The following is a 21,578-nucleotide window of genomic DNA, read 5'->3' as shown; positions in this document are numbered from 1 at the left end:
TAATTAATAGAGGCTTTTACAACTCTGTAGCAGCTGTTTTAATAGCAGCTTTTATCCGAGTATAAGTACCACAACGGCAAATATTACCATTCATGGCATCGTCTATATCATCGTCTGTAGGGTTAGGATTGTTATTCAACAAAGAAGCCGCAGACATAATTTGCCCTGCTTGACAATAACCACATTGCGGCACATCATGTTTTAACCATGCTTTTTGAACTGGATGATCTCCTTTTTCCGACAATCCTTCTATTGTTGTTACTTTTTGCTCTCCAACTGCAGAAACTGGAAGCTGACAAGAACGAACAGCGACCCCTTCAATATGGATAGTACAAGCGCCACATTGAGCAATCCCGCAACCAAATTTGGTTCCAACAAAACGAAGATGATCTCTTAAAACCCATAACATAGGCGTAGTAGCATCTACATCTATACTATGCGATTTTCCATTAATATTAAGTTTGTAATTAGGCATACTTTCTTTTTTGATTAATTTAATAAAAATCTATTATATATAAAGTATGAAAATCAAACATTAACGTCTATTTCGTTGTAATGAGCTTAAAATGGGCATTAATTATAGATAAATAGTAAGTCCTATTTAAGTTTAAACCCTAATAATCTTAAAGCATTTAAAACTACAACTAAAGTAGATCCTTCATGCATAGCCACTGCTATACCGATGTTAGCAAAGCTGAATAATGTAGCTGGAATTAATATAGCTACCATCCCTAAACTGATAAATAAATTTTGCTTAATAATACGTTTAGACTCGCGACTTAATGCTATTACAAAAGGAAGCATTTCAATTTTATCTGACATTAAGGCTACATCTGCAGTCTCCAGAGCAACATCGCTTCCAGCTGCGCCCATTGCAATTCCAACAGTACTATTTGCCATTGCAGGAGCATCGTTAACACCATCTCCAACCATGGCGATTTTTATATTTCCCTTTTTTAGTTCTTGAATTGCTTTTACCTTTTCTTCTGGTAACAATCCTCCTTTAGCTTCCGTAAGTCCTATTTGCTTTGCTATTGCATCGCCAACATTTTGGTGGTCCCCGGTAAGCATTATCATATTTTTTATCCCTATTTCTTGAAGTTTTTCTAAAGTGCCTTTTGCTGTCTCTCTTGGAATATCCATCACACTAATTAATCCTATGAGCTCGTTATCTAAAGCTACTATCATTACCGTGTGTCCACTAGCCAATAAATCGTACATTTCAGTTTTAACCTCTTCAGAAAGAATAATTCCTTGATCGCTCATCAACGCTTCATTTCCTATAAAAACTTTCTTTGAAGTATATAATGCTTGGATTCCTTTTCCTTGAATGACCTCAATCTCTGAAGCGCTGTTACTAACCTCTAAGTCATATTTAGAAATAATATCTTTTGAAATTGCTTTTGCCAACGGATGATTACTTAAGTTCTCAACATCTAAAACCAATTGTTTGAGAGCTTCTTCATCAAAACCATTATAAGAGATAATGTTTGTAAGTTTAGGTTTCCCTTCTGTAAGAGTTCCTGTTTTATCAAAAGCTATGGTATCTAGGCTGCCTAAATCTTCCAAAGCCCTTCCTCCTTTAATCAACACTCCGCTTCTTGCTGCTCTTGCAACACCGCTAAGCACAGCACTTGGTGTAGATATAGCTAATGCACATGGACTTGCTGCAATTAATACCGTAATAGCACGGTATAAACTTTCTTTAAAAGTCTCATCGATTACTAAATATGCAAAGCACAATGCTATTACCAAAATAATTACTGCAGGGACAAACCACTTTTCGAATTTCTTAGTTAAGCGTTGTGTTGGTGATTTCTGGGTTTCTACTTCACTAACCATTTTTATCAAACGAGAGATAGAAGAATCTTCACTTAACTTTAAAACTTGAACTTCTAAAACATTATTCCCATTTAAAGATCCCGTATATACCAAATGATGATTATCCAAAGTATTAAAATCTAACTCCTGACTATTATCGACGATAGCTGTTTTATCCACAGGAATACTCTCTCCAGTAATAAAAGCCTGATTAACACTGCTATTTCCTTTGATAATAACACCATCTGCTGCCACTTTACTATTTGGTTTTACGACAATTATGTCATTCAGTTTAAGTGCTTCTATAGAAACTTCTTTAGTAGTGTTTCCTTCTTTTAAAAGTGCTGTTTTTGGAGATAATTCTCCCAAAGCTTCAATAGATTTTTTAGCTTTATTCATAGCATAATGCTCTAAAGAATGCCCCAAACTGAATAAAAATAATAATAAAGCTCCCTCTGCCCAACTCCCAATGTATGCAGCTCCTAAAGCGGCAACAATCATTAGGAAATCTATTTCAAACTGCTTTTTAGCAATTTTTTCTATAGCTTCTTTTAAAGTAAAATAGCCACCGAAGAAATAGGCTATCATGTAAAAATATATATACCCATCCCAAGAAACCATTTTACTGATTATAAAAGGAATGATTAAAAAGATCCCACTTAAAATAGAAAAATATAATTCTGTGTTTCTTCCGAAGATACCATGGTTATGCTCATGGTTACATCCCTCTGAAGAATTTTTATGTTCATGCTTACTCATCAATATTGCTTTTTATACTACCCAAATATAAAACAATACCTAATGCACAGTATGTGCATTATTCTTGATTACAGCCATCGCATATTCCTCTAACAATCATATTTACATCATCTGGTATATACCCCTTTGGAAGCGCTATTTGTGGGATTTTATGTTCTGTTAAACACATTGTATTCTCGCATTTAGTACAGTAAAAGTGTAAATGCAAATCTGTATGCTTTTCTAAGTGATTTTCGTGTACGCAAAGCGCATATTTAGGAATGGTAGAGCCATCGTTTATTTGATGCACTAAACCACTATCTTCAAATGTTTTTAATGTTCTATATAAAGTTGTTCTTTCTGATTTTTCAAAATTATCTTCAATATCTTTTAAACTAACCGCATAGGTATTATCCTTAAGAAAGTCTAAAATTAGAATTCGCATTGCTGTTGGTCTTATCTTATGATCTTCTAAATGCGCTGTACTACTCTTCACAACTTTGTTTGTAAATTAATTTGAATATGATAAAGTTAAAAAATAAGTGATAATTGCCCTAGCATTAAGCTATATTATATTCATGTTAAAGATTCATAATAGAGAATGAACATTCATTTTATAATATAACTTTGTAGGCTGAAATTAGTTGTTATTTGTAAAGAATCATTCTTATATAAATATGTAAAGCATTTAATGTAAATAACCAGATTTCAAAATGAAAGTTTATATATAAAATAAAGAACATGGAATTATTAGATAAATTAAAGTGGAGATATGCTGCAAAAGCAATGAATGGTAAAAAGGTTGATCAAGATAAAATCGATCGAATTATTGAAGCTGCACGCTTAGCTCCAACATCAAGTGGGTTACAACCGTTTGAAATTTTTGTAATTACAAATCAAGAGATAAAAGAAAAAATCAAGCCTGTAGCTTGGAACCAGTCGGTTATTACTGATTGCTCACACTTATTGGTTTTTGCTGCTTGGGACACTTATACTGAAGAAAGAATTAATAAAATGTTTGATCTTACCAATGAAATTAGAGGATTTAAAAATGAAGGTTGGGAGAACTACAGACAGATGTTATTAAGTTCTTATCCTCAGAAAGATGCTGAAGAAAACTTCAATCACGCCGCTAAACAAGCTTATATTGCATTTTCACAATCTATTGCTGCAGCAGCTTTTGAGGGCGTAGATGCAACTCCTTTAGAAGGGTTTGATCCTACTGCTGTTGACGAGATTTTAGGATTAAGAGAAAAAGGCCTTAGAAGTGCAGTTTTATTACCATTGGGTTACCGTGAAACTGAAAAAGACTGGTTGGTAAACTTAGTTAAGGTTAGAAAAAGTACTGAAGATTTAGTTACTGTAATAGATTAAAGCACTCTCTAATTTAATATAAATGAAAGCGCCCCTCTTTAACAGAAGGGCGCTTTCTTTTCTCTAGCAATTAATTCCCAAATTAAGGTAACAAAACAGTGTCTATAACATGAATAACACCATTAGATTGATAAACATCTGCAATAGTTACTTTAGCTTTATTTCCTTTAGCATCCATTATCCAAAGTTTTTTTCCTTTTTGCATTACCACTAACTCTTCTCCATTTACAGTTTTAAGTTTAGCTTTCCCCATTCCTTTTTTTACAGCTTCCATCAATGCCTCAGCATCCATTTTACCTGCTACTACATGATACGTTAAAACTGCCTGTAATTGTTCTTTATTTTCAGGTTTTAGTAATGTTTCTACCGTTCCTTCTGGTAACGCTTCGAAAGCTTTATTTACTGGTGCAAATACTGTAAATGGACCTTCCGATTGCAAAGTTTCTACCAAACCTGCAGCTTTTACAGCAGCTACAAGCGTCGTGTGGTCTTTGGAGTTTACCGCATTCTCTACAATGTTTTTTGTTGGATACATTTCTGCACCTCCAACCATTTTTGTGTCTTGTGCCGAAGCATTCATAGAAGTTAATGCAAAAACCGCTATTAAGATTCCGTTTTTAATACTGTTACTTTTCATAGTGACTATTTTTTGTTTTATACAATCACTTACGCAAGTTTATCTGGTAGGGTTTTATTTTAATTGTATTAATGTGAAAAAAGATTTCAAATATTGTTATAAACTACTAGTATCAAATTAATTGGACTATATGATCTAATAGCAGTTTATAATTCAGAATGCCAAAAAAAATGAATTATGGGGAAAATAGCACGTATTGGAATCGAAAAAACATCAATAGAAAAGAATTATTTATTTAAATCAAACTATCACGATACCAGAATTACACCATGAATTTTAACCATACTATATGAAAAAGTATGCATTTTATTGCTTAACTTTATGTTATGGAAAATAAAGATTACATAAGAATATTTACTGGAAGTAGTATTCAAGCAGGGTTATTACAAAGCAGACTTGAAGAAGTCGCTATAAGTCCTGTGATTAAAAATGAAACAGAGTCAGCTCGATTAGCTGGTTTTGGTCCTTCTGTTATCAATCAGGTGCAATTATTTGTGCACAAAGATGAGCATGAAAAAGCACTAGAAATTTTAGCAGGAATAGAAAAAGAATTTTCAGAAGAATAAAGACTTATTTTATAATTTAAGAAACCCCAAAGACATTAAATCTTTGGGGTTTCTTTTATACAATGAATTTCACTTGGGTTATAAAGCATTCAACTTTATATAATTAGTTTTTGTTAAAACTCAACGATTTACTTCTTGCTCAAAATTTAAGGAACCTAGAATAGTTTTATACTTCTTCAGAAATTTAAACCCTACTTTCTTTAACGTTTTATTGGGCGTAGGGTTTAAGTTTATAAAATATAGTCAGTGCTTATAAAGTTAGAGGCTTTACTTCCTAATAAATCATTTAAAATACGATTGTTATACTCATTATCTTTAGAAGCTACAAAAGTTCTAATAGAGAAAGAACGCAGAGCATCGTGCACACTTAATGTCCCAACAGCAGAATCTTTACGACCCGTGAATGGGTACACATCTGGTCCACGCTGGCAAGAGCTATTCAAATTAACTCTACAAACAAGATTTACCAAAGTATCTATTAGCGGCGCTAGCGTTCTAATATCTGCTCCAAACAGACTTACTTGTTGTCCGTAATTAGAATTCGCAACGTCATTTAAAGGTTCTTCAATATCTTTAAAAGGAACGATTGGAATAACAGGTCCAAATTGCTCCTCTTTAAACACGCGCATCTCTTTATTTACAGGATATAAAACCGCAGGGAAGATATAATTATCTGTAACTTCTCCTCCTTTAGCATTTATAATATTAGCTCCATTTGCTTTCGCATCATCGATAAGCTCTTGGATATAACTAGGTTTATCTTCCTCTGGTAATGGCGTTAATTTTACACCATCTTCCCATGGATTTCCAAACTTTAATTCGTCTACACGCTTAGAAAAACGCTTATTGAATTCTTCAATAACATCTTCATGAACATAAACAAGCTTTAGAGCAGTACAACGCTGACCATTAAATGACAATGTTCCTGCAATACACTCATTGATAGCCAAATCTAAGTCTGCATCTCGCAAAACTATCGCTGGATTTTTTGCTTCCAATCCTAAAACCAAACGAAGTCTGTTTTTATGTGGATGTTGATCTTGAAGTGCTACTGCAGATTTACTATTTCCAATAAGAGCTAAAACATCTACTCTCCCAGATTTCATAATCGGTGCAGCTACTTCTCTACCTCTACCGTAAACAATATTAACAACTCCTTTTGGAAAACTATTTTTAAAAGCTTCTAATAAAGGAGTAATCAATAAAACACCGTGTTTTGCAGGCTTAAAAATAGCCGTATTCCCCATAATTAAAGCGGGAATTAAAAGTGCGAAAGTTTCATTCAGCGGATAGTTATATGGCCCCAAGCAAAGAACAATTCCTAATGGTCCTCTGCGGATATGAGCATAAATACCATCACGCTTTTTAAAGTTCGCAGAATCACGATCCAGTTGCTTAAAATCTTCGATAGTGTCATAGATATACTCTACAGTTCTATCAAATTCTTTTTCAGAATCAGGAAGTGTTTTCCCAATCTCCCACATAATGAGTTTTACAACTTCATCACGCTTGGTTTCCATTTGCTTTACAAATTTCTCCATACAAGCAACACGGTCTCCAACTTTCATTGTAGGCCACAAACCTTTACCTTTATCAAAAGCAACTCCAGCAGCGTCTAAAGCTTCGTTAGCCTCTGGCTCTGTCATATATGGAATCGTTCCTAAAAGTGTAGGTTTATAATCTTCTGTAGATGAAATTGTAGAATATACCTCCGTAGTTTTTCCTGTCCACGGTTTTAGTTGTCCCCCAACCAAAAACTTGTTTTGATGAACAAGCTCTTTTATTTGATATTTTTCTGGTATTTCTTGAAAATTTTTAGTCTTAGTTTCCATAGTTTGTATCTTTTTTAGCAGGAAATACTGCTTTATATTTTTATACACTAAATAGTAAAGTACGTGATTTTTAGGGGGAAATTAAAAATGTTTATACATCCTTAATGTATTAATAATGTTAAATATGATCCTTTATTTTATACTAAATACTGAAAAAGATCAGGTTTATTATTTAAGTATTCACCAAAGAAATTTTTAGATTTCATACGTGCAATTAGCGGTTCTAAATCGGCCTCCGATTTTAGTTCTATTCCAACCACCGCTGGAGCATTTTCTTTAGCATTCTTTTTTGTATACTGAAAATGAGTAATATCATCTGATGGCCCTAATATTTCAGCAACAAACTCTTTTAAAGCTCCTGCACGCTGCGGGAATCGGATTATAAAATAATGCTTAAGATTAGCATATAGCAACGCACGTTCTTTTATCTCCGCAGTTCTAGTAATATCATTGTTACTACCACTTACCACACATACAACATTCTTACCTTTAAGCTTATCTTTATATTGCTCCAAAGCAGATAGTGTTAATGCACCCGCTGGTTCTACAACAATTGCATCTTTATTGTAAAGATCTAAAATCTCCTGACAAACTTTACCCTCTGGAACGGTTACCATTTCGTCCAAGAGATACTGACAGATAGCAAATGTTCTGTCTCCAACACGCTGTACTGCTGCGCCGTCTACAAATTTATCTATCTCTTTAAGTTCCGTATTTTCTTTATTCTTTAAAGATGTTTTCATAGAAGGGGCTCCCTGAGGCTCCACTCCTATTATTTTAGTTTGAGGAGAAAGTACATCAAAAACACTCGCTAAACCAGAAGCTAGTCCACCACCACCAACGGCAACAAACACATAATCGATTCTCTTTTTAGTTTGCTCAAGAATTTCCAATCCAACAGTTGCCTGACCTTCAATAACTTTTTCATCATCAAAAGGATGAACAAAAGTTTTTCCAACGCGTGTACATTCTTTCATTGCGGCTTTATAGGCATCATCAAAAGTATCACCTTCTAAAACAATGTCTATGTAATCTTCACCAAACATTTTTACCTGCTCAATCTTCTGCCTTGGTGTTGGAGAAGGCATATAAATGGTACCTTTAATTTTTAACTCTTTACAAGAATATGCAACTCCTTGGGAATGATTTCCTGCGGAAGCACAAACAATTCCCTTTGCTCTTTCTTCTTCGGTAAGCGAACTTATTTTATTATAAGCACCACGAATCTTGTACGAACGAACTACCTGTAAATCTTCTCTTTTAAGTAAAACATTAGCCTCAAACTCTTTAGAATAGCGCAAGCTATAGGTTAAAGGTGTAACTGCTGCAACCCCATTTAGGGTTGCAGCAGCTTTTCTAACATCTTCTAATTTTGGTATGTAAACTGTTTTTGTCTGCATAATTTTATATAGAATTAGGAATTTTAAAGCCTGTATTAAACAAGGCTAAAATCCTCCCATAAGAATTAAACAATCTTTTTCATGGCAGTCATAGAAGAACGTAGCCACGCTCCAACCTCTTCTACAGGGTGATTACGAATCTGACTGTTTACTTCTATTAGCTCTTTATTATCAACACCATTATCATCAGAAAAAGCTTTTCCTATAATATTAGTATCTACATTTTTCATGAAGTCTTTTAATAAAGGCTTACAAGCATGATCAAATAAGTAACAACCATATTCTGCTGTATCTGAAATAACACGATTCATTTCAAACAATTTCTTTCTTGCAATTGTATTAGCAATAAGCGGTGTTTCGTGTAAAGATTCGTAATACGCAGATTCGGCAATAATTCCAGCTTCAGTCATCGTTTCGAACGCTAATTCAACTCCAGATTTTACAAATGCTACCATCAACACCGCATTGTCAAAGTATTCTTGCTCAGAAATAGCGACATCTCCTGCAGGTGTTTTCTCAAAAGCAGTTTCTCCAGTTGCAGCTCTCCAAGTATGTAAGTTTTTATCGTCGTTAGCCCAATCTTCCATCATTGTTTTAGAAAAGTGACCACTCATAATATCGTCCATATGTTTTTGGAAAAGAGGACGCATTATTACTTTTAATTCTTCTGAAATTTTAAAAGCTTCTACTTTAGCAGGATTTGATAGACGATCCATCATATTAGTGATCCCACCATATTTAAGAGCCTCAGTAATTGTTTCCCATCCGTATTGGATTAATTTAGAAGCATATCCAGCATCAATTCCTTTTTCTATCATCTTATCGAAACTCAAGATAGAACCTGTTTGTAACAATCCACATAAAATGGTTTGCTCTCCCATAAGGTCAGATTTTACTTCAGCAACAAAAGAAGAACGTAAAACTCCAGCTCTATGTCCACCAGTAGCAGCTGCATAAGCCTTAGCTTGCTCTAATCCTTTTCCTTCAGGATCATTCTCTGGGTGAACAGCTATAAGTGTAGGTACTCCAAATCCTCTTTTATATTCTTCTCTAACTTCAGAACCAGGACATTTTGGAGCCACCATAATAACTGTAATATCTTCACGAACTTTCATCCCTTCTTCAACGATATTAAAACCGTGAGAATAAGATAAAGTAGCTCCCTTTTTCATAAGTGGCATAATCGTACTCACAACATCTGTATGCTGCTTGTCTGGCGTAAGATTACAAACTAAATCTGCAGTAGGAATTAATTCTTTATATGTCCCTACCGTAAATCCATTTTCTGATGCATTTACAAACGACTGTCTCTTTTCTTTAATAGCTCCTTCACGCAATGCATAAGAAACATCCAATCCAGAGTCTCTCATATTAAGACCTTGGTTAAGACCCTGCGCACCGCATCCCACGATAACTACTTTTTTGCCTTTTAACTTTTCTACACCGTCACTAAATTCTGAAATATCCATAAATTCACAAACTCCCAATTGCTCTAATTGCTGTCTAAGTGAAAGTGTATTAAAATAATTTGCCATTTTTAATTATAAATTTTAGTTGTTTAATTCTTTAATTGAAGTCTTTTAATAGACTCGAAATTTTCATTTCTGATTTTGATACTGATATTCTTCCTGAACGAACAAATTGCATAATTCCATATGGTTTTAACTGTTCGTACATTACTTCAATTTCTTCACGTCTTCCTGATTTTGAAATCACGAAAAACTCTGGAGAAACTGTTACTATTTCTGAATGGTTATCTTTTATAATATTCTGAATCTTACGCTCATCAAATAATAAATTAGATGCTATTTTAAAAAGCGCTGATTCTTGAAAAATAGTCTCATCATCTGTATGGTAATATGCTTTAATTACTTCGATCTGTTTTTCGATCTGTCCTACAATTTTACGAGCCCAATCTTCCGTAGAAAAAATAACTATTGTGAATTTAAATACTCCGTCAATCTCTGATTTAGATACATTTAAACTCTCTATATTAATGTGTCTTTTTAAGAATATTCCTGATATTCTATTTAATAAACCCACATTATCTTCAGAATAAACCGATATTGTATATGATTTATTTTCTTCCATTTTACATGCTATTATCCGAATGTTTTACAATGTTTATTACCCTGAAAAAGATAACATCCATAGCTACATTACAACTTTATAAACTAATTTATATTAACTCAAACGAATATCTGAAACCGAAGCTCCTGTAGGAATCATCGGGAACACATTATTTTCTTTTTCTACACAAACTTCAAGGAAATATGCGTCTGGAGAAGCTATCATCTCTTTAATAGCGTCCTCTAAATCTTCTCGCTTAGTTACCTTTTTAGCTTGAATATGATATCCTTCAGCAATAGCCACAAAATTTGGATTTATCATTTCTGTGGATGCATAGCGTTTGTCAAAAAACAACTGTTGCCATTGGCGTACCATTCCTAAAAATTCGTTATTTAAAACAACAATTTTTACTGGAACTTGTGTCTGAAAAATGGTACCCAATTCCTGAATTGTCATTTGGTAACCTCCATCTCCAATAATAGCAACAACTTCTCTCTCTGGAGCTCCCATTTTAGCACCAATTGCTGCTGGAAGAGCAAATCCCATTGTTCCTAATCCTCCAGAAGTAATGTTACTTTTAGACTTATTGAATTTAGCATATCTACAAGCTATCATTTGGTGTTGTCCAACATCTGAAACTATTACAGCATCATGATTGGAGCAAACATTAATCTGCTCAATAACTTCTGCCATGGTAATTCCTTCCGTAGTCGGATTAAGGTCACCATTTATTACTTGATCGAATTCTACTTTATATTTTTCTTTAAACTCATTGTGCCAAGCTTCATGCTTATTTTCTTTAATAAGTGGCAGCAATTGCTTTAAAGACTCTTTTACATCTCCTAAAACAGGAACATCTGCATGCACATTTTTATTAATTTCTGCAGGATCTATTTCAAAATGAAGAACTTTAGCTTGTTTAGCATACGTAGATAAATCTCCCGTAACACGATCATCAAAACGCATTCCCAATGCAATAAGAACATCACATTCGTTAGTCAAAACATTAGGGCCGTAATTACCATGCATACCAACCATACCTACATTTAAAGGATGCGTAGATGGTAAAGCGGAGGCTCCTAAAATTGTCCAAGCAGCAGGAATACCAGATTTCTCTACCAATTCTTTTAATTCTGCTTCTGCTTTTCCTAAAATAATACCTTGCCCCCATACAATCATAGGTTTTTTAGCATTATTAATAGCAGCTGCAGCCTCTTCTATTTTCGAAGCTTCTACAGTTGGATTTGCAGTATAACTACGGATAGCTGTACATTTTTGATAATCGAAATCAAACTCCTCAAATTGTGCATTTTTAGTAATATCAACTAACACAGGTCCTGGACGTCCAGATCTAGCTATATAAAAAGCTTTTGCCATTACCTCCGGAATTTCAGAAGCATTTGTAATCTGATAATTCCATTTTGTTACTGGTGTTGAAATACCAACAATATCTGTTTCTTGAAATGCATCCGAACCTAAAAGATGACGTGCTACTTGCCCAGTAATACAAACCATTGGGGTTGAATCTATCTGAGCATCTGCAATACCAGTAATCAGATTTGTAGCTCCAGGTCCAGATGTAGCCATAGCAACACCTACTTTCCCAGAAACTCTAGCGTAACCTTGAGCAGCGTGAGTTGCCCCCTGCTCGTGTCTTGTTAATACATGATGAAGTTTGTCTTTAAACTTATAAAGTTCATCATAAATTGGCATAATAGCTCCTCCCGGATAACCGTAAAGTGTATCTACCCCTTCGGCAAGTAAACAGTGGATTACTGCTTCTGCTCCCGTAACTCTTATCTTAGTTCCGGTTTTACTTTCTTCTTTTCTTAATGTCTTTACTTCCATAAGTAACAATCTATTAGTTACGAATCGAGTCCGCAATTATCAAATTGACGTTTTAGTATTCTAGTCTTTTTATTGCTGAATAATAAAACAGTATTGGATTTTTTCTAAAACTCGTCAGTTACACAACCTTTTGAAGCTGATGAAACTGTTTTTGCATATTTATATAATGCTCCTCTTTGTACTTTTAAAGCTGGAGCTTTCCATTTTTCTTTTCTTTTTGCAAGCTCTTCATCAGAAATCTCGATATTAATAGTATTATTAACAGCGTCGATTGCAATAATATCTCCGTTTTCTACTAAAGCGATATTACCTCCAACTTGTGCTTCCGGTGCTACGTGTCCCACTACGAAACCATGAGATCCTCCAGAAAAACGCCCGTCTGTAATTAATGCTACTTCTTTACCTAAACCAGCTCCCATAATTGAAGAAGTCGGTTTTAGCATTTCCGGCATTCCTGGTCCACCTTTTGGCCCTTCGTAGCGGATAATGACGACATCTCCTTTTTTTACTTTTCCAGTTTTTATCCCTTCATTTACAGCATCTTCTCCATCAAAAACATTTGCAGTTCCTCTAAAAGACAAGCCTTCTTTACCTGTAATTTTAGCAACAGCACCTTCTGTAGCTAGATTTCCAAATAATATTCTAATATGTCCTGTTTCTTTAATAGGCTTGTCTAAAGTTTTTACAATCTCTTGATTCGCAATTAAATTTGGAACATCTTTTAAATTCTCAGCTATAGTTTTACCTGTTACCGTTAGACAATCTCCATGAAGCATATCGTTATCTAACATATATTTAAGCACTCCAGGAATTCCCCCTACACCATGCAAATCTTCCATTGAATATTTACCACTAGGCTTTAAATCAGCTAGCAATGGAGTATTATCGCTTATCTTTTTAAAATCGTCTAAAGTAAATTCTACCTGAGCAGCTTTAGCAATTGCTAAAAAGTGAAGAACGGCATTCGTAGAACCTCCAAGAACTGTTACCAATCTAAAGGCATTTTCTAAAGATTTTTTAGTAACAATATCAGAAGGTTTAATATCTTTTTCTAATAATAAACGAAGCGCCTCTCCTGCTTTTACACACTCTTCTTCCTTAAGATTATTATTACTAATCGCAGGATTTGAAGAGTTAAAAGGCAATGACATCCCTAAAGCTTCTATTGCAGAAGCCATTGTGTTTGCAGTATACATCCCACCACAAGCTCCAGCTCCAGGACATGCTTTATGAATCACTTCTTTGTACTCTGACTCATCTATAGTTCCTGCTACTTTTTGGCCATAAGCCTCAAATGCAGATATAATATCTAATTTTTTTCCATTATGGCATCCAGAAGCAATCGTTCCTCCATACACTAAAATAGACGGTCTATTTAACCTCAATTGCGCCATTAAAGCTCCTGGCATATTTTTATCACAACCTACTACTGTAATCAAACCATCATAGCTCATAGCCTCTACTACAGTTTCCATAGAATCTGCAATAATATCTCTAGAAGGTAGTGAGAACTTCATTCCTGGTGTTCCGTTAGAAATACCATCACTAACTCCTATAGTATTAAAAATTAATCCTACCGTGTCTGCATTAGCAGTTCCTTTTTTAACATGCTTTGCTAGGTCGTTAAGATGCATATTACAAGGGTTTCCCTCATAACCTGTACTTGCAATCCCTATAAAAGGTTTTTGTAAATCTTCATCTGTTAAGCCCAATGCGTGTAACATAGCTTGTGCAGCTGGAAGCGTTGGGTCTTGTGTTACTTGGTGACTAAATTTTTTTAAATTCACTTTATATGTTAAATTTTAAAGTATTATCTAATTTTATTCAAAAATATACTATTGTATTTATAAATTTTAAAGCATTTCTTTTTTAACTTTAAATCCAACACCCTTAATAAATAACTACATTACTGATATACAGCTATTTAAATGTATATTTTTAGGACATTCAAACGCTTTTATTTACCTTTTTTAAGAGCGTTTATTTACTTTATCAATCAATCCTTAGCTAGCTATTTTACTATAACAATATAGTTTTTAGGTATTGCCATAAACTAAAAAAGCCTTCCAAAAAGGAAGGCTTGCTATATTGATATAATATACACTCCTTCCTATCCCCGTGAAATAATCACAGCGACTAGAATAGAAATGATATTAATTATTTGCGTTTTCATTACTACAATATTAGATATAATTTCTAACTTGAAAAAACATTTTTACTTTAATTGCAAATGGAAAATCAAATTAAACAGGTCTTAGAAGAGCAGAAAGCTTACTATAACAAAGGGACTACAAGAGATTTAAAAGCGAGAAAAAATATTCTAAGAAAATTAAAATCTGAGATAGAAATTCGTGAGAAAGACATTTGCGATGCTTTGTATGCAGATTTTAAAAAATCAGAATTTGAATCATTATTAAGTGAAACACAATATATTTTAGGAGAACTCAATGATGCCATAAAAAAGATCTACTCTTGGGCAAAGCCAAAAGCGGTATCACCTTCGCTAATCAACTTCCCCTCCTCTGCTAAAATCATTAAAGAACCTTATGGAACAGTATTAATTATTGCTCCTTGGAACTATCCGTTTCAATTAGCCATATCCCCTTTAATTGGAGCCATTGCAGCGGGAAATACAGCAGTGATTAAGCCTTCGGAGTTAACCCCAAATACGGCTAATATAATTTCAGAAATTATCAGTGCAGTATTTCCTGAAAACTATGTAAGTGTTACTCAAGGTGATAAAGATGCTTCTACAGCACTGCTTAAAGAACGATGGGATTATATATTTTTTACTGGGAGTCCGCAAGTGGGAAAAATTGTTTACCAAGCTGCAGCTAATAACCTTACTCCTGTAACCTTAGAATTAGGAGGGAAAAACCCATGCATTGTTGATGAAACAGCTAAACTACAACAAGCAGCACGAAGAATTGTTTGGGGTAAGTTTTTAAATGGTGGACAAACCTGTATCGCTCCAGATTATATTCTGGTAGCTTCCGAAGTTAAAGATAAGTTGATAGCCTTTTTAAAGGAAGAAATAATCGCTGCATATTCTGATAACCCGAAGAATTCTCCTGATTACCCTCGAATTGTAAACCAACGTAATTTTGACAGACTAGCCGATTTAATCGACTATGAAAAAGTCACTTTTGGAGGTCAAATTGATCGAACTGATTGCTATATTTCTCCAACTTTAATAACGGAACCTAGTTTAGATAGTGATGTTATGAAAGAGGAGATTTTTGGACCATTGCTACCGATTATCAGTTATAATACTGAAGAAGAAATTAGTGATGTTATTTCCAAATATGAGAAGCCCCTTTCTTTATATGTATTTTCGAGTCGCAAGAACTTTTCTAATAAAGTAATGAACCAATTCTCTTATGGAGGAGGTGTTATAAACGATACTATTGTGCATTTTGTAAACAAGAGACTCCCATTTGGTGGTGTTGGACAAAGTGGTATTGGAGCCTATCATGGAAATCTAACTTTTGATGTTTTCTCACATCATAAGTCGGTTGTAAGAAGAGGAACATGGTTGGATATCCCATTGAAATATGCCCCTTATGAAGGAAAATTAAACCTTGTAAGAAAACTAAAAAATTTCATTTAAAAACAAAAAAGACTGCATTTAAGCAGTCTCTTTCAAATTCATTTATAATATAAAAACTATTTAGCTCCCCATTCTGCTATAGAATCTTGGTTAAGCTTTACATAGTCTTTATTACCAGCTTTTTCAGCAGCAGCCAAAGACTTTTTCGCAGTCTCAATAGCTCCTTTTGTATCTCCCTGTTTAGCTTGAATAAGTGACTTCTGTCTTAACATCCAAAAAGGAGCTTCTTTTTGTTCAGAAATAGCTTTATCCATCCATTCTTGAGCTTGATCTAAATCCTGACCTTCTTGTAAATAGTAAACAGCTGCAGCATAATAATCGCCAGATTGTGGCCCATTCATTACTTTTTTAATACTTGCTGTAGCTTTCTCTTTAGTTGGAACTTCAAAAGGAACTCCCACATATGTATTTTCCCAAACGATTCCTAAAGAAGCACCATTATTAGTTAAGTTATCTACATCGATAGTAAAAGTTTCAACTTCAAAAGGTAATTCATAAGGTGTAGCTGTAACTTTGGCTACTACTTTACTGTCATCCCATTTTTCAGGATTTCCCCAGTTATTAGTATCATTATAAAAGTATACATCCCAACTATTTTTGTTAGGCTTAGAAAAAAGCGCATAACTCCCTTTTTTCACATCTTTCCCTCCTATTTTCACATCATCGCTAAAAGTAACTATTGTATTCTGATTAGCTCCAGTTCTCCAGACTTCACCAAAAGGCACTAATTCTCCAAAAATAGCTCTACCTCTCATAGATGGTCTTGAATAGGCTATTGTAACCTCTGTTAAACCAACTTTCTGCTCCAATTTTGAAGTTGGACTTGGCTGCGGCGTTGTTACCTGTGCGTTTAAAGCATAAGACCCTAAAACAGCACAAATTAGTAAGATTAATTTTTTCATTGTTTGTTTTTAATTAGTTTTTTATCACACGAATTTACGTATTAAGTAAAGTTGAAATGTTAACAAAATCTTAAATAATACTAACGATATTGTTTAATGAAAATCACTAAATAATAAACAAAATTATACTACTTTTGTATGGAAAACTATTCAGATGGAAAATAATATTAATATTTTTTGGTTCCGTAGAGATCTTAGATTAGACGATAATGTGGGCTTTTTGGAAGCTTTAAAAGCTGAGAATCCAGTAATGCCAATCTTCATATTCGACAAGAAAATACTTGAAGATCTCCCAAAAAATGATGCTCGAGTAAGTTTTATTTTTAAAACTCTACAAAATATGAGAGATGAACTACAAGATAAGCTCGATAGTTCTATAGCACTATTCTACGGGGAACCTAAAGAAATATTTAAGGAACTTTCATCTACATATAATATCAATAAAGTTTTTACAAACCGTGATTATGAGCCATACGCTAAAAAAAGAGATGAAGAAATAAAGGAATTATTAGCTAGTAAAAAAATAGAGTTTGAAACTTATAAAGACCAAGTATTTTTTGAAAAGGATGAAGTAGTAAAAGACGACGGAGACCCTTATGTTGTGTATACTCCTTACATGAAAAAATGGAGAGAACACTTCAGTAAAAAGAATTTAAACGTTCATTATACGAGTCAGTATTTAAACAACTTAGTTAAGAATACACGCTTACCACATGTTAGTTTATCTGAAATAGGTTTTACAAAATCTACAGTTGAAGTAAAAGACTACGATATTACTCCTACACTAATTGATAACTACAAGGAGAACAGAGATTTTCCTGCTGAAAATGGAACTTCTAACATAAGTGTACACTTAAGATTTGGGACAGTAGGTATCAGAAAAATATTAAAGAAAGCGTTAGAAGCTGAAGAGCAAACTTTTTGGAATGAACTGATTTGGAGAGAGTTTTTTATGCAGATTCTATGGCACTTCCCTAAGACAGTAAATAATGCTTTTAGAGAGAAATATGATCGAATAGAATGGAGAAATAATGAAGCTGAATTTAAGAAGTGGTGTGAAGGGAAAACTGGCTATCCATTAGTGGATGCTGGAATGCGAGAATTGAATACCACTGGATACATGCATAATAGAGTTAGAATGGTTGTTGCTAGTTTTCTGTGCAAGCATTTGCTAATCGATTGGCGATGGGGAGAAGCTTATTTCGCAGAAAAGCTCTTAGATTACGAACTTTCTAGTAATGTTGGTAATTGGCAATGGGCCGCAGGAAGTGGCGTTGATGCTGCTCCTTATTTTAGAATTTTTAATCCTACCACTCAAATTAAAAAGTTCGATAAAGATTTAAAATATATTAATACTTGGGTGACAGATTTAAATGAACTTACATATCCGGATCCTATTGTGGACCATAAAGAAGCGAGAGAACGCTGCTTAAAAGTATACAAAGAAGCAGTGAGTTAATAACTACACAACGTAACAGAAATATTAATTATCAAGTGAATATTCAGACTTTAATTTAAAGTTAAAGCATAAAAAAACCCTCCAAAAATTGGAGGGTTTAATTTTTAAATGAATTGGAAATTATTATTTCCCTTCCATTTTATCTTTTAATGCTTGAAGCTCTGCATTAGCATCACCAAGAGTTGTTTTCTCTGCTTGGTTACTACGTTTTGTAGCAGCTTTTACATTTTTCTCTTCTTCTTCTTTGAAGATAGCTGTATGAGAAGCAACTACTCTTTTGAATTCTTTATTGAACTCAATGATTTTGAAATCAGCAGTATCTCCTTTTTTCAACTTCTTACCATCTTCTTTCTCTAAATGACGAGATGGAACGAAAGCAACGATATCTTCATTGAAATCGATAGTAGCACCTTTATCTACAATCTCTCCGATTTCCGCATTGTGAATAGTACCTTCAGCAAATTCTGTTTCGTACTTATCCCATGGGTTTTCAGTAGTTTGTTTGTGACCAAGGCTTAGTTTACGTCCATCAACATCTAGTTCAAGAACTTCAACTTCTAACTTATCACCAACATTTACAAATTCAGATGGGTGTTTGATTTTCTTAGTCCAAGAAAGATCAGAGATATAAATCAATCCGTCAATTCCTTCTTCTAATTCAACAAAAACTCCAAAGTTTGTAAAGTTACGAACGATTCCTGTGTGCTTAGAACCTACAGGATATTTAGTTGTAATATCTGTCCATGGATCTGGCGTTAATTGCTTGATACCAAGAGACATTTTACGATCTTCACGATCTAAAGTAAGCACTACTGCTTGTACTTCATCTCCAACTTTCACGAAATCTTGAGCCGAACGTAAGTGTGTAGACCAAGACATTTCAGAAACGTGGATAAGACCTTCAACACCGTCAGCTACTTCGATAAACGCACCGTAATCTGCAATAACAACTACTTTACCTTTAACTTGATCACCAACTTTTACTTCATCACCTAAAGCTTCCCATGGGTGTTTCTGTAATTGTTTAAGACCTAATTGAATTCTAGACTTGTTATCATCAAAGTCTAAGATTACAACGTTTAATTTCTGATCTAATTCAACAACCTCATTTGGATGGTTGATACGAGACCAAGAAAGATCTGTAATATGGATAAGACCATCTACGCCACCAAGATCGATGAATACCCCGTAAGATGTAATATTCTTAACGGTTCCTTCAAGAACTTGACCTTTTTCAAGCTGCCCGATGATTTCTTTTTTCTGTTCTTCGATATCTGCCTCGATAAGAGCTTTGTGAGATACAACAACGTTTTTGAACTCATGATTAATTTTAACCACTTTGAATTCCATTGTTTTACCAACATAAGCATCGTAATCACGAATTGGCTTCACATCAATTTGAGATCCAGGTAAGAACGCTTCGATTCCGAATACGTCTACAATCATACCACCTTTAGTTCTGCACTTAACAAAACCATTAACGATTTCAGCTTTATCATGAGCTGCATTAACTCTATCCCAAGCCTTGATAGTTCTAGCCTTACGGTGAGATAATATTAATTGTCCAGTTTTATCTTCGCGAACGTCGATTAAAACTTCAACCTTGTCTCCTACTTTTAAGTTTGGATTGTAACGAAACTCGTTTAAAGAAATAACTCCTTCAGACTTCGCATTGATATCAATAATCGCTTCTCTGTCTGTTAAGTGAACTACAGTTCCTTCAACAACCTCTTCATCAGCGGTGTCTACGAAGTTTTCTGCAACTAAGTTTTCGAATTCTTGTAATTTAGAATCTTCAACTTGGTCAATACCTTCTTGGTAATTGTGCCAGTTAAAGTTTTTAAGAAACTCTTCCTGAGAAACTGTTTCTTTTACTTCTTGTGTAGCTTCTGCAGATTTAGTTTCTGCAACTTGCTCTTTTTGTGTTTCTTTAGATTCAGCCATGTTTGCTGATTAAGATTTGTATTCTGTATTAAATCAAGAGATTAGCAAAATTTAAACACAGAAGATGTTTATATATAAATTATTTAAAAACCCTTTTTTTCTCTTTGGTTTGCTAAAAAGGAGTGCAAATTTACAACTTAATTTTTGATATTCAAATAATTAGGAAGACAAAAATCAATCTTTATCATCTTAAGACTGTGTATTGATTGGTTTTTTATACAATACATGAAAAAACAATATGAATACGGTATAGGTCATTCCTAGCACTGCTACTCCTTTCCAATGGAACATTTCCCATATCTGAGCTCCAGTTATGGTGCCAAGTGCTCCACCAATAAAGTAAATTACCATATATATGGTATTGATCCGATTTCCTGCTTCAGGGCTACCAGATAAAATGATACTTTGATTCGTAATGTGTAACGATTGTAGTCCCATATCAAGTAAAATAACACCAATTACCAATCCTATAATAGATGCCGTAGAAAAGTAAAATACCAACCATGCGAATATCATAATTATAATAGCAATAAGAATTACTTTATTCTTATTCATTCGGTCGCTCAATTTCCCCATTACATTCGCTGCTAAAGCTCCACAGATACCCAAGGCTCCAAAAGCTCCCGCTACACCGCTACCATAATTAAACACATCTTCTAATAAAAAAACAAGAGTGGTCCAAAAAGCACTAAATCCAGCAAAACCTATAGCTCCACGTAAAGAAGCTAAACGTAAAGTGCTATCAGATTTAAAATAAAACCAAATAGATTTCATCAACTCCTTATAAGTTCCTTTAAATTCTGAAGTAATAGCAGGGAGCTTAAAATAAATCAAAATACCATATAGTGAAACTGCTACAGCTGCTATATAATACATAGCACGCCAACCAAAATATTCTCCAACAAAGCCACTAATAAAGCGACTCCCAAGTATCCCAATTAATAAACCACTCATAACAATGCCTATCGCTTTTCCTCGCTCATTAGGATTAGCTAGCTGCGCAGCCATAGGAACAAAAAATTGAGGAATAACTGAAGAAAAACCAATCATAAAACTGGCTATTATCAGAATTATTAGCGAAGATGAAGTGGCAGCAATAATCAATGAAACTATGATCAGTAGAAAATCTACTAACATTAATTTCTTTCTGTTGAATTTATCTCCTAACGGAATTAGAAATAGTAATCCAAAAGCATATCCTACTTGAGTAAATAGAGGAATATTACTTACTTCGGATTCTGAAACCTGAAAACTTTTAGCTATTAAACCTAGTAAAGGTTGATTGTAATAATTATTTGCAACGATGAGCCCGGCTCCAAAGGCCATCAAATAGAGCAAAGATTTAGGTAATTTCTGATTTTGATCCATAAACATTCC

Annotated in this window: 17 protein-coding genes; 4 read left to right on the top strand and 13 right to left on the bottom strand. The window is 34.0% G+C overall.

The features are described 5' to 3' along the window. Positions 1-16 precede the first annotated feature (16 nt). The 3 genes from JM658_RS05360 to JM658_RS05350 form a co-directional block, all read right to left on the bottom strand. On the bottom strand, positions 17-475 hold the full coding sequence (locus JM658_RS05360; RefSeq protein ID WP_236958214.1) for a (2Fe-2S)-binding protein: 459 nt from the start codon (positions 473-475) through the stop codon (positions 17-19). Between the two features lie 122 nt (positions 476-597). Then, positions 598-2,580 (bottom strand): heavy metal translocating P-type ATPase, encoded by a 1,983-nt coding sequence (locus tag JM658_RS05355; RefSeq protein WP_236958213.1) that lies wholly within the window; start codon positions 2,578-2,580, stop codon positions 598-600. Positions 2,581-2,638: 58 nt separating this feature from the next. Beyond that, entirely contained in the window at positions 2,639-3,055 is a 417-nt protein-coding gene (locus tag JM658_RS05350) for a Fur family transcriptional regulator (RefSeq protein WP_317207854.1), read from the bottom strand. Positions 3,056-3,300: 245 nt separating this feature from the next. Between JM658_RS05350 and JM658_RS05345 the strand changes: the two genes are divergently transcribed. Further along, complete coding sequence (locus JM658_RS05345; RefSeq protein WP_236958212.1) at positions 3,301-3,933, top strand: NAD(P)H-dependent oxidoreductase; 633 nt, start codon at positions 3,301-3,303, stop codon at positions 3,931-3,933. 82 nt (positions 3,934-4,015) lie between these two features. Here the strand turns inward: JM658_RS05345 and JM658_RS05340 are convergent, their stop codons facing one another. Continuing rightward, positions 4,016-4,570 carry a fasciclin domain-containing protein gene (locus JM658_RS05340; RefSeq protein WP_236958211.1) on the bottom strand — a complete coding sequence of 185 codons (555 nt, stop codon included), beginning with the start codon at positions 4,568-4,570 and terminating at the stop codon, positions 4,016-4,018. 326 nt (positions 4,571-4,896) lie between these two features. Here JM658_RS05340 and JM658_RS05335 point away from each other — a divergent pair, with 326 nt between their 5' ends. Then, positions 4,897-5,136 carry a putative signal transducing protein gene (locus tag JM658_RS05335; RefSeq protein ID WP_236958210.1) on the top strand — a complete coding sequence of 80 codons (240 nt, stop codon included), beginning with the start codon at positions 4,897-4,899 and terminating at the stop codon, positions 5,134-5,136. Between the two features lie 230 nt (positions 5,137-5,366). Here the strand turns inward: JM658_RS05335 and JM658_RS05330 are convergent, their stop codons facing one another. The 6 genes from JM658_RS05330 to ilvD all read right to left on the bottom strand — a co-directional run bounded on the left by JM658_RS05330 (position 5,367) and on the right by ilvD (position 14,073). Beyond that, complete coding sequence (locus tag JM658_RS05330; RefSeq protein WP_236958209.1) at positions 5,367-6,968, bottom strand: NADP-dependent glyceraldehyde-3-phosphate dehydrogenase; 1,602 nt, start codon at positions 6,966-6,968, stop codon at positions 5,367-5,369. Positions 6,969-7,105: 137 nt separating this feature from the next. Further along, the gene (gene ilvA / locus JM658_RS05325) at positions 7,106-8,368 is read right to left on the bottom strand and encodes a threonine ammonia-lyase IlvA (protein WP_236958208.1); all 1,263 of its coding nucleotides are present in this window, start codon (positions 8,366-8,368) and stop codon (positions 7,106-7,108) included. Between the two features lie 65 nt (positions 8,369-8,433). Further along, on the bottom strand, positions 8,434-9,903 hold the full coding sequence (ilvC, locus tag JM658_RS05320; RefSeq protein WP_236958207.1) for a ketol-acid reductoisomerase: 1,470 nt from the start codon (positions 9,901-9,903) through the stop codon (positions 8,434-8,436). A 31-nt stretch (positions 9,904-9,934) separates the two neighbouring features. Beyond that, positions 9,935-10,459: an acetolactate synthase small subunit gene (ilvN, locus tag JM658_RS05315; protein ID WP_236958206.1), complete on the bottom strand. Its 525-nt coding sequence runs from the start codon at positions 10,457-10,459 to the stop codon at positions 9,935-9,937. A gap of 93 nt (positions 10,460-10,552) precedes the next feature. Then, the gene (gene ilvB / locus JM658_RS05310; RefSeq protein ID WP_236958205.1) at positions 10,553-12,286 is read right to left on the bottom strand and encodes a biosynthetic-type acetolactate synthase large subunit; all 1,734 of its coding nucleotides are present in this window, start codon (positions 12,284-12,286) and stop codon (positions 10,553-10,555) included. Positions 12,287-12,390: 104 nt separating this feature from the next. Continuing rightward, complete coding sequence (ilvD, locus tag JM658_RS05305; protein ID WP_236958204.1) at positions 12,391-14,073, bottom strand: dihydroxy-acid dehydratase; 1,683 nt, start codon at positions 14,071-14,073, stop codon at positions 12,391-12,393. 443 nt (positions 14,074-14,516) lie between these two features. On the opposite strand from ilvD, the gene JM658_RS05300 reads away from it, so the two are divergent. Then, complete coding sequence (locus tag JM658_RS05300) at positions 14,517-15,896, top strand: aldehyde dehydrogenase (protein WP_236958203.1); 1,380 nt, start codon at positions 14,517-14,519, stop codon at positions 15,894-15,896. A gap of 56 nt (positions 15,897-15,952) precedes the next feature. On the opposite strand, the gene JM658_RS05295 is transcribed toward JM658_RS05300, so the two are convergent. Then, the gene (locus JM658_RS05295) at positions 15,953-16,798 is read right to left on the bottom strand and encodes a DUF2911 domain-containing protein (RefSeq protein WP_236958202.1); all 846 of its coding nucleotides are present in this window, start codon (positions 16,796-16,798) and stop codon (positions 15,953-15,955) included. Between the two features lie 154 nt (positions 16,799-16,952). Between JM658_RS05295 and JM658_RS05290 the strand changes: the two genes are divergently transcribed. Further along, positions 16,953-18,257: a cryptochrome/photolyase family protein gene (locus JM658_RS05290; RefSeq protein ID WP_236958201.1), complete on the top strand. Its 1,305-nt coding sequence runs from the start codon at positions 16,953-16,955 to the stop codon at positions 18,255-18,257. 123 nt (positions 18,258-18,380) lie between these two features. Here JM658_RS05290 and rpsA read toward each other — a convergent pair whose 3' ends face one another. Both rpsA and JM658_RS05280 read right to left on the bottom strand, forming a co-directional pair. Beyond that, a complete protein-coding gene (rpsA, locus tag JM658_RS05285) occupies positions 18,381-20,201 on the bottom strand; it encodes a 30S ribosomal protein S1 (protein WP_236958200.1) in 1,821 nt (606 codons plus the stop codon). 189 nt (positions 20,202-20,390) lie between these two features. After that, positions 20,391-21,569, bottom strand: a complete 1,179-nt coding sequence (locus JM658_RS05280) for an MFS transporter (protein ID WP_236958199.1) — start codon at positions 21,567-21,569, stop codon at positions 20,391-20,393. Positions 21,570-21,578: the final 9 nt, after the last annotated feature.

The organism is Joostella atrarenae (genome assembly GCF_021764745.1).
In the GTDB taxonomy this organism is placed as follows: domain Bacteria; phylum Bacteroidota; class Bacteroidia; order Flavobacteriales; family Flavobacteriaceae; genus Galbibacter; species Galbibacter atrarenae.
The sequence above is the reverse complement of the archived record's forward strand: the minus strand, read 5'-3'. Positions and strand labels throughout refer to the sequence as shown.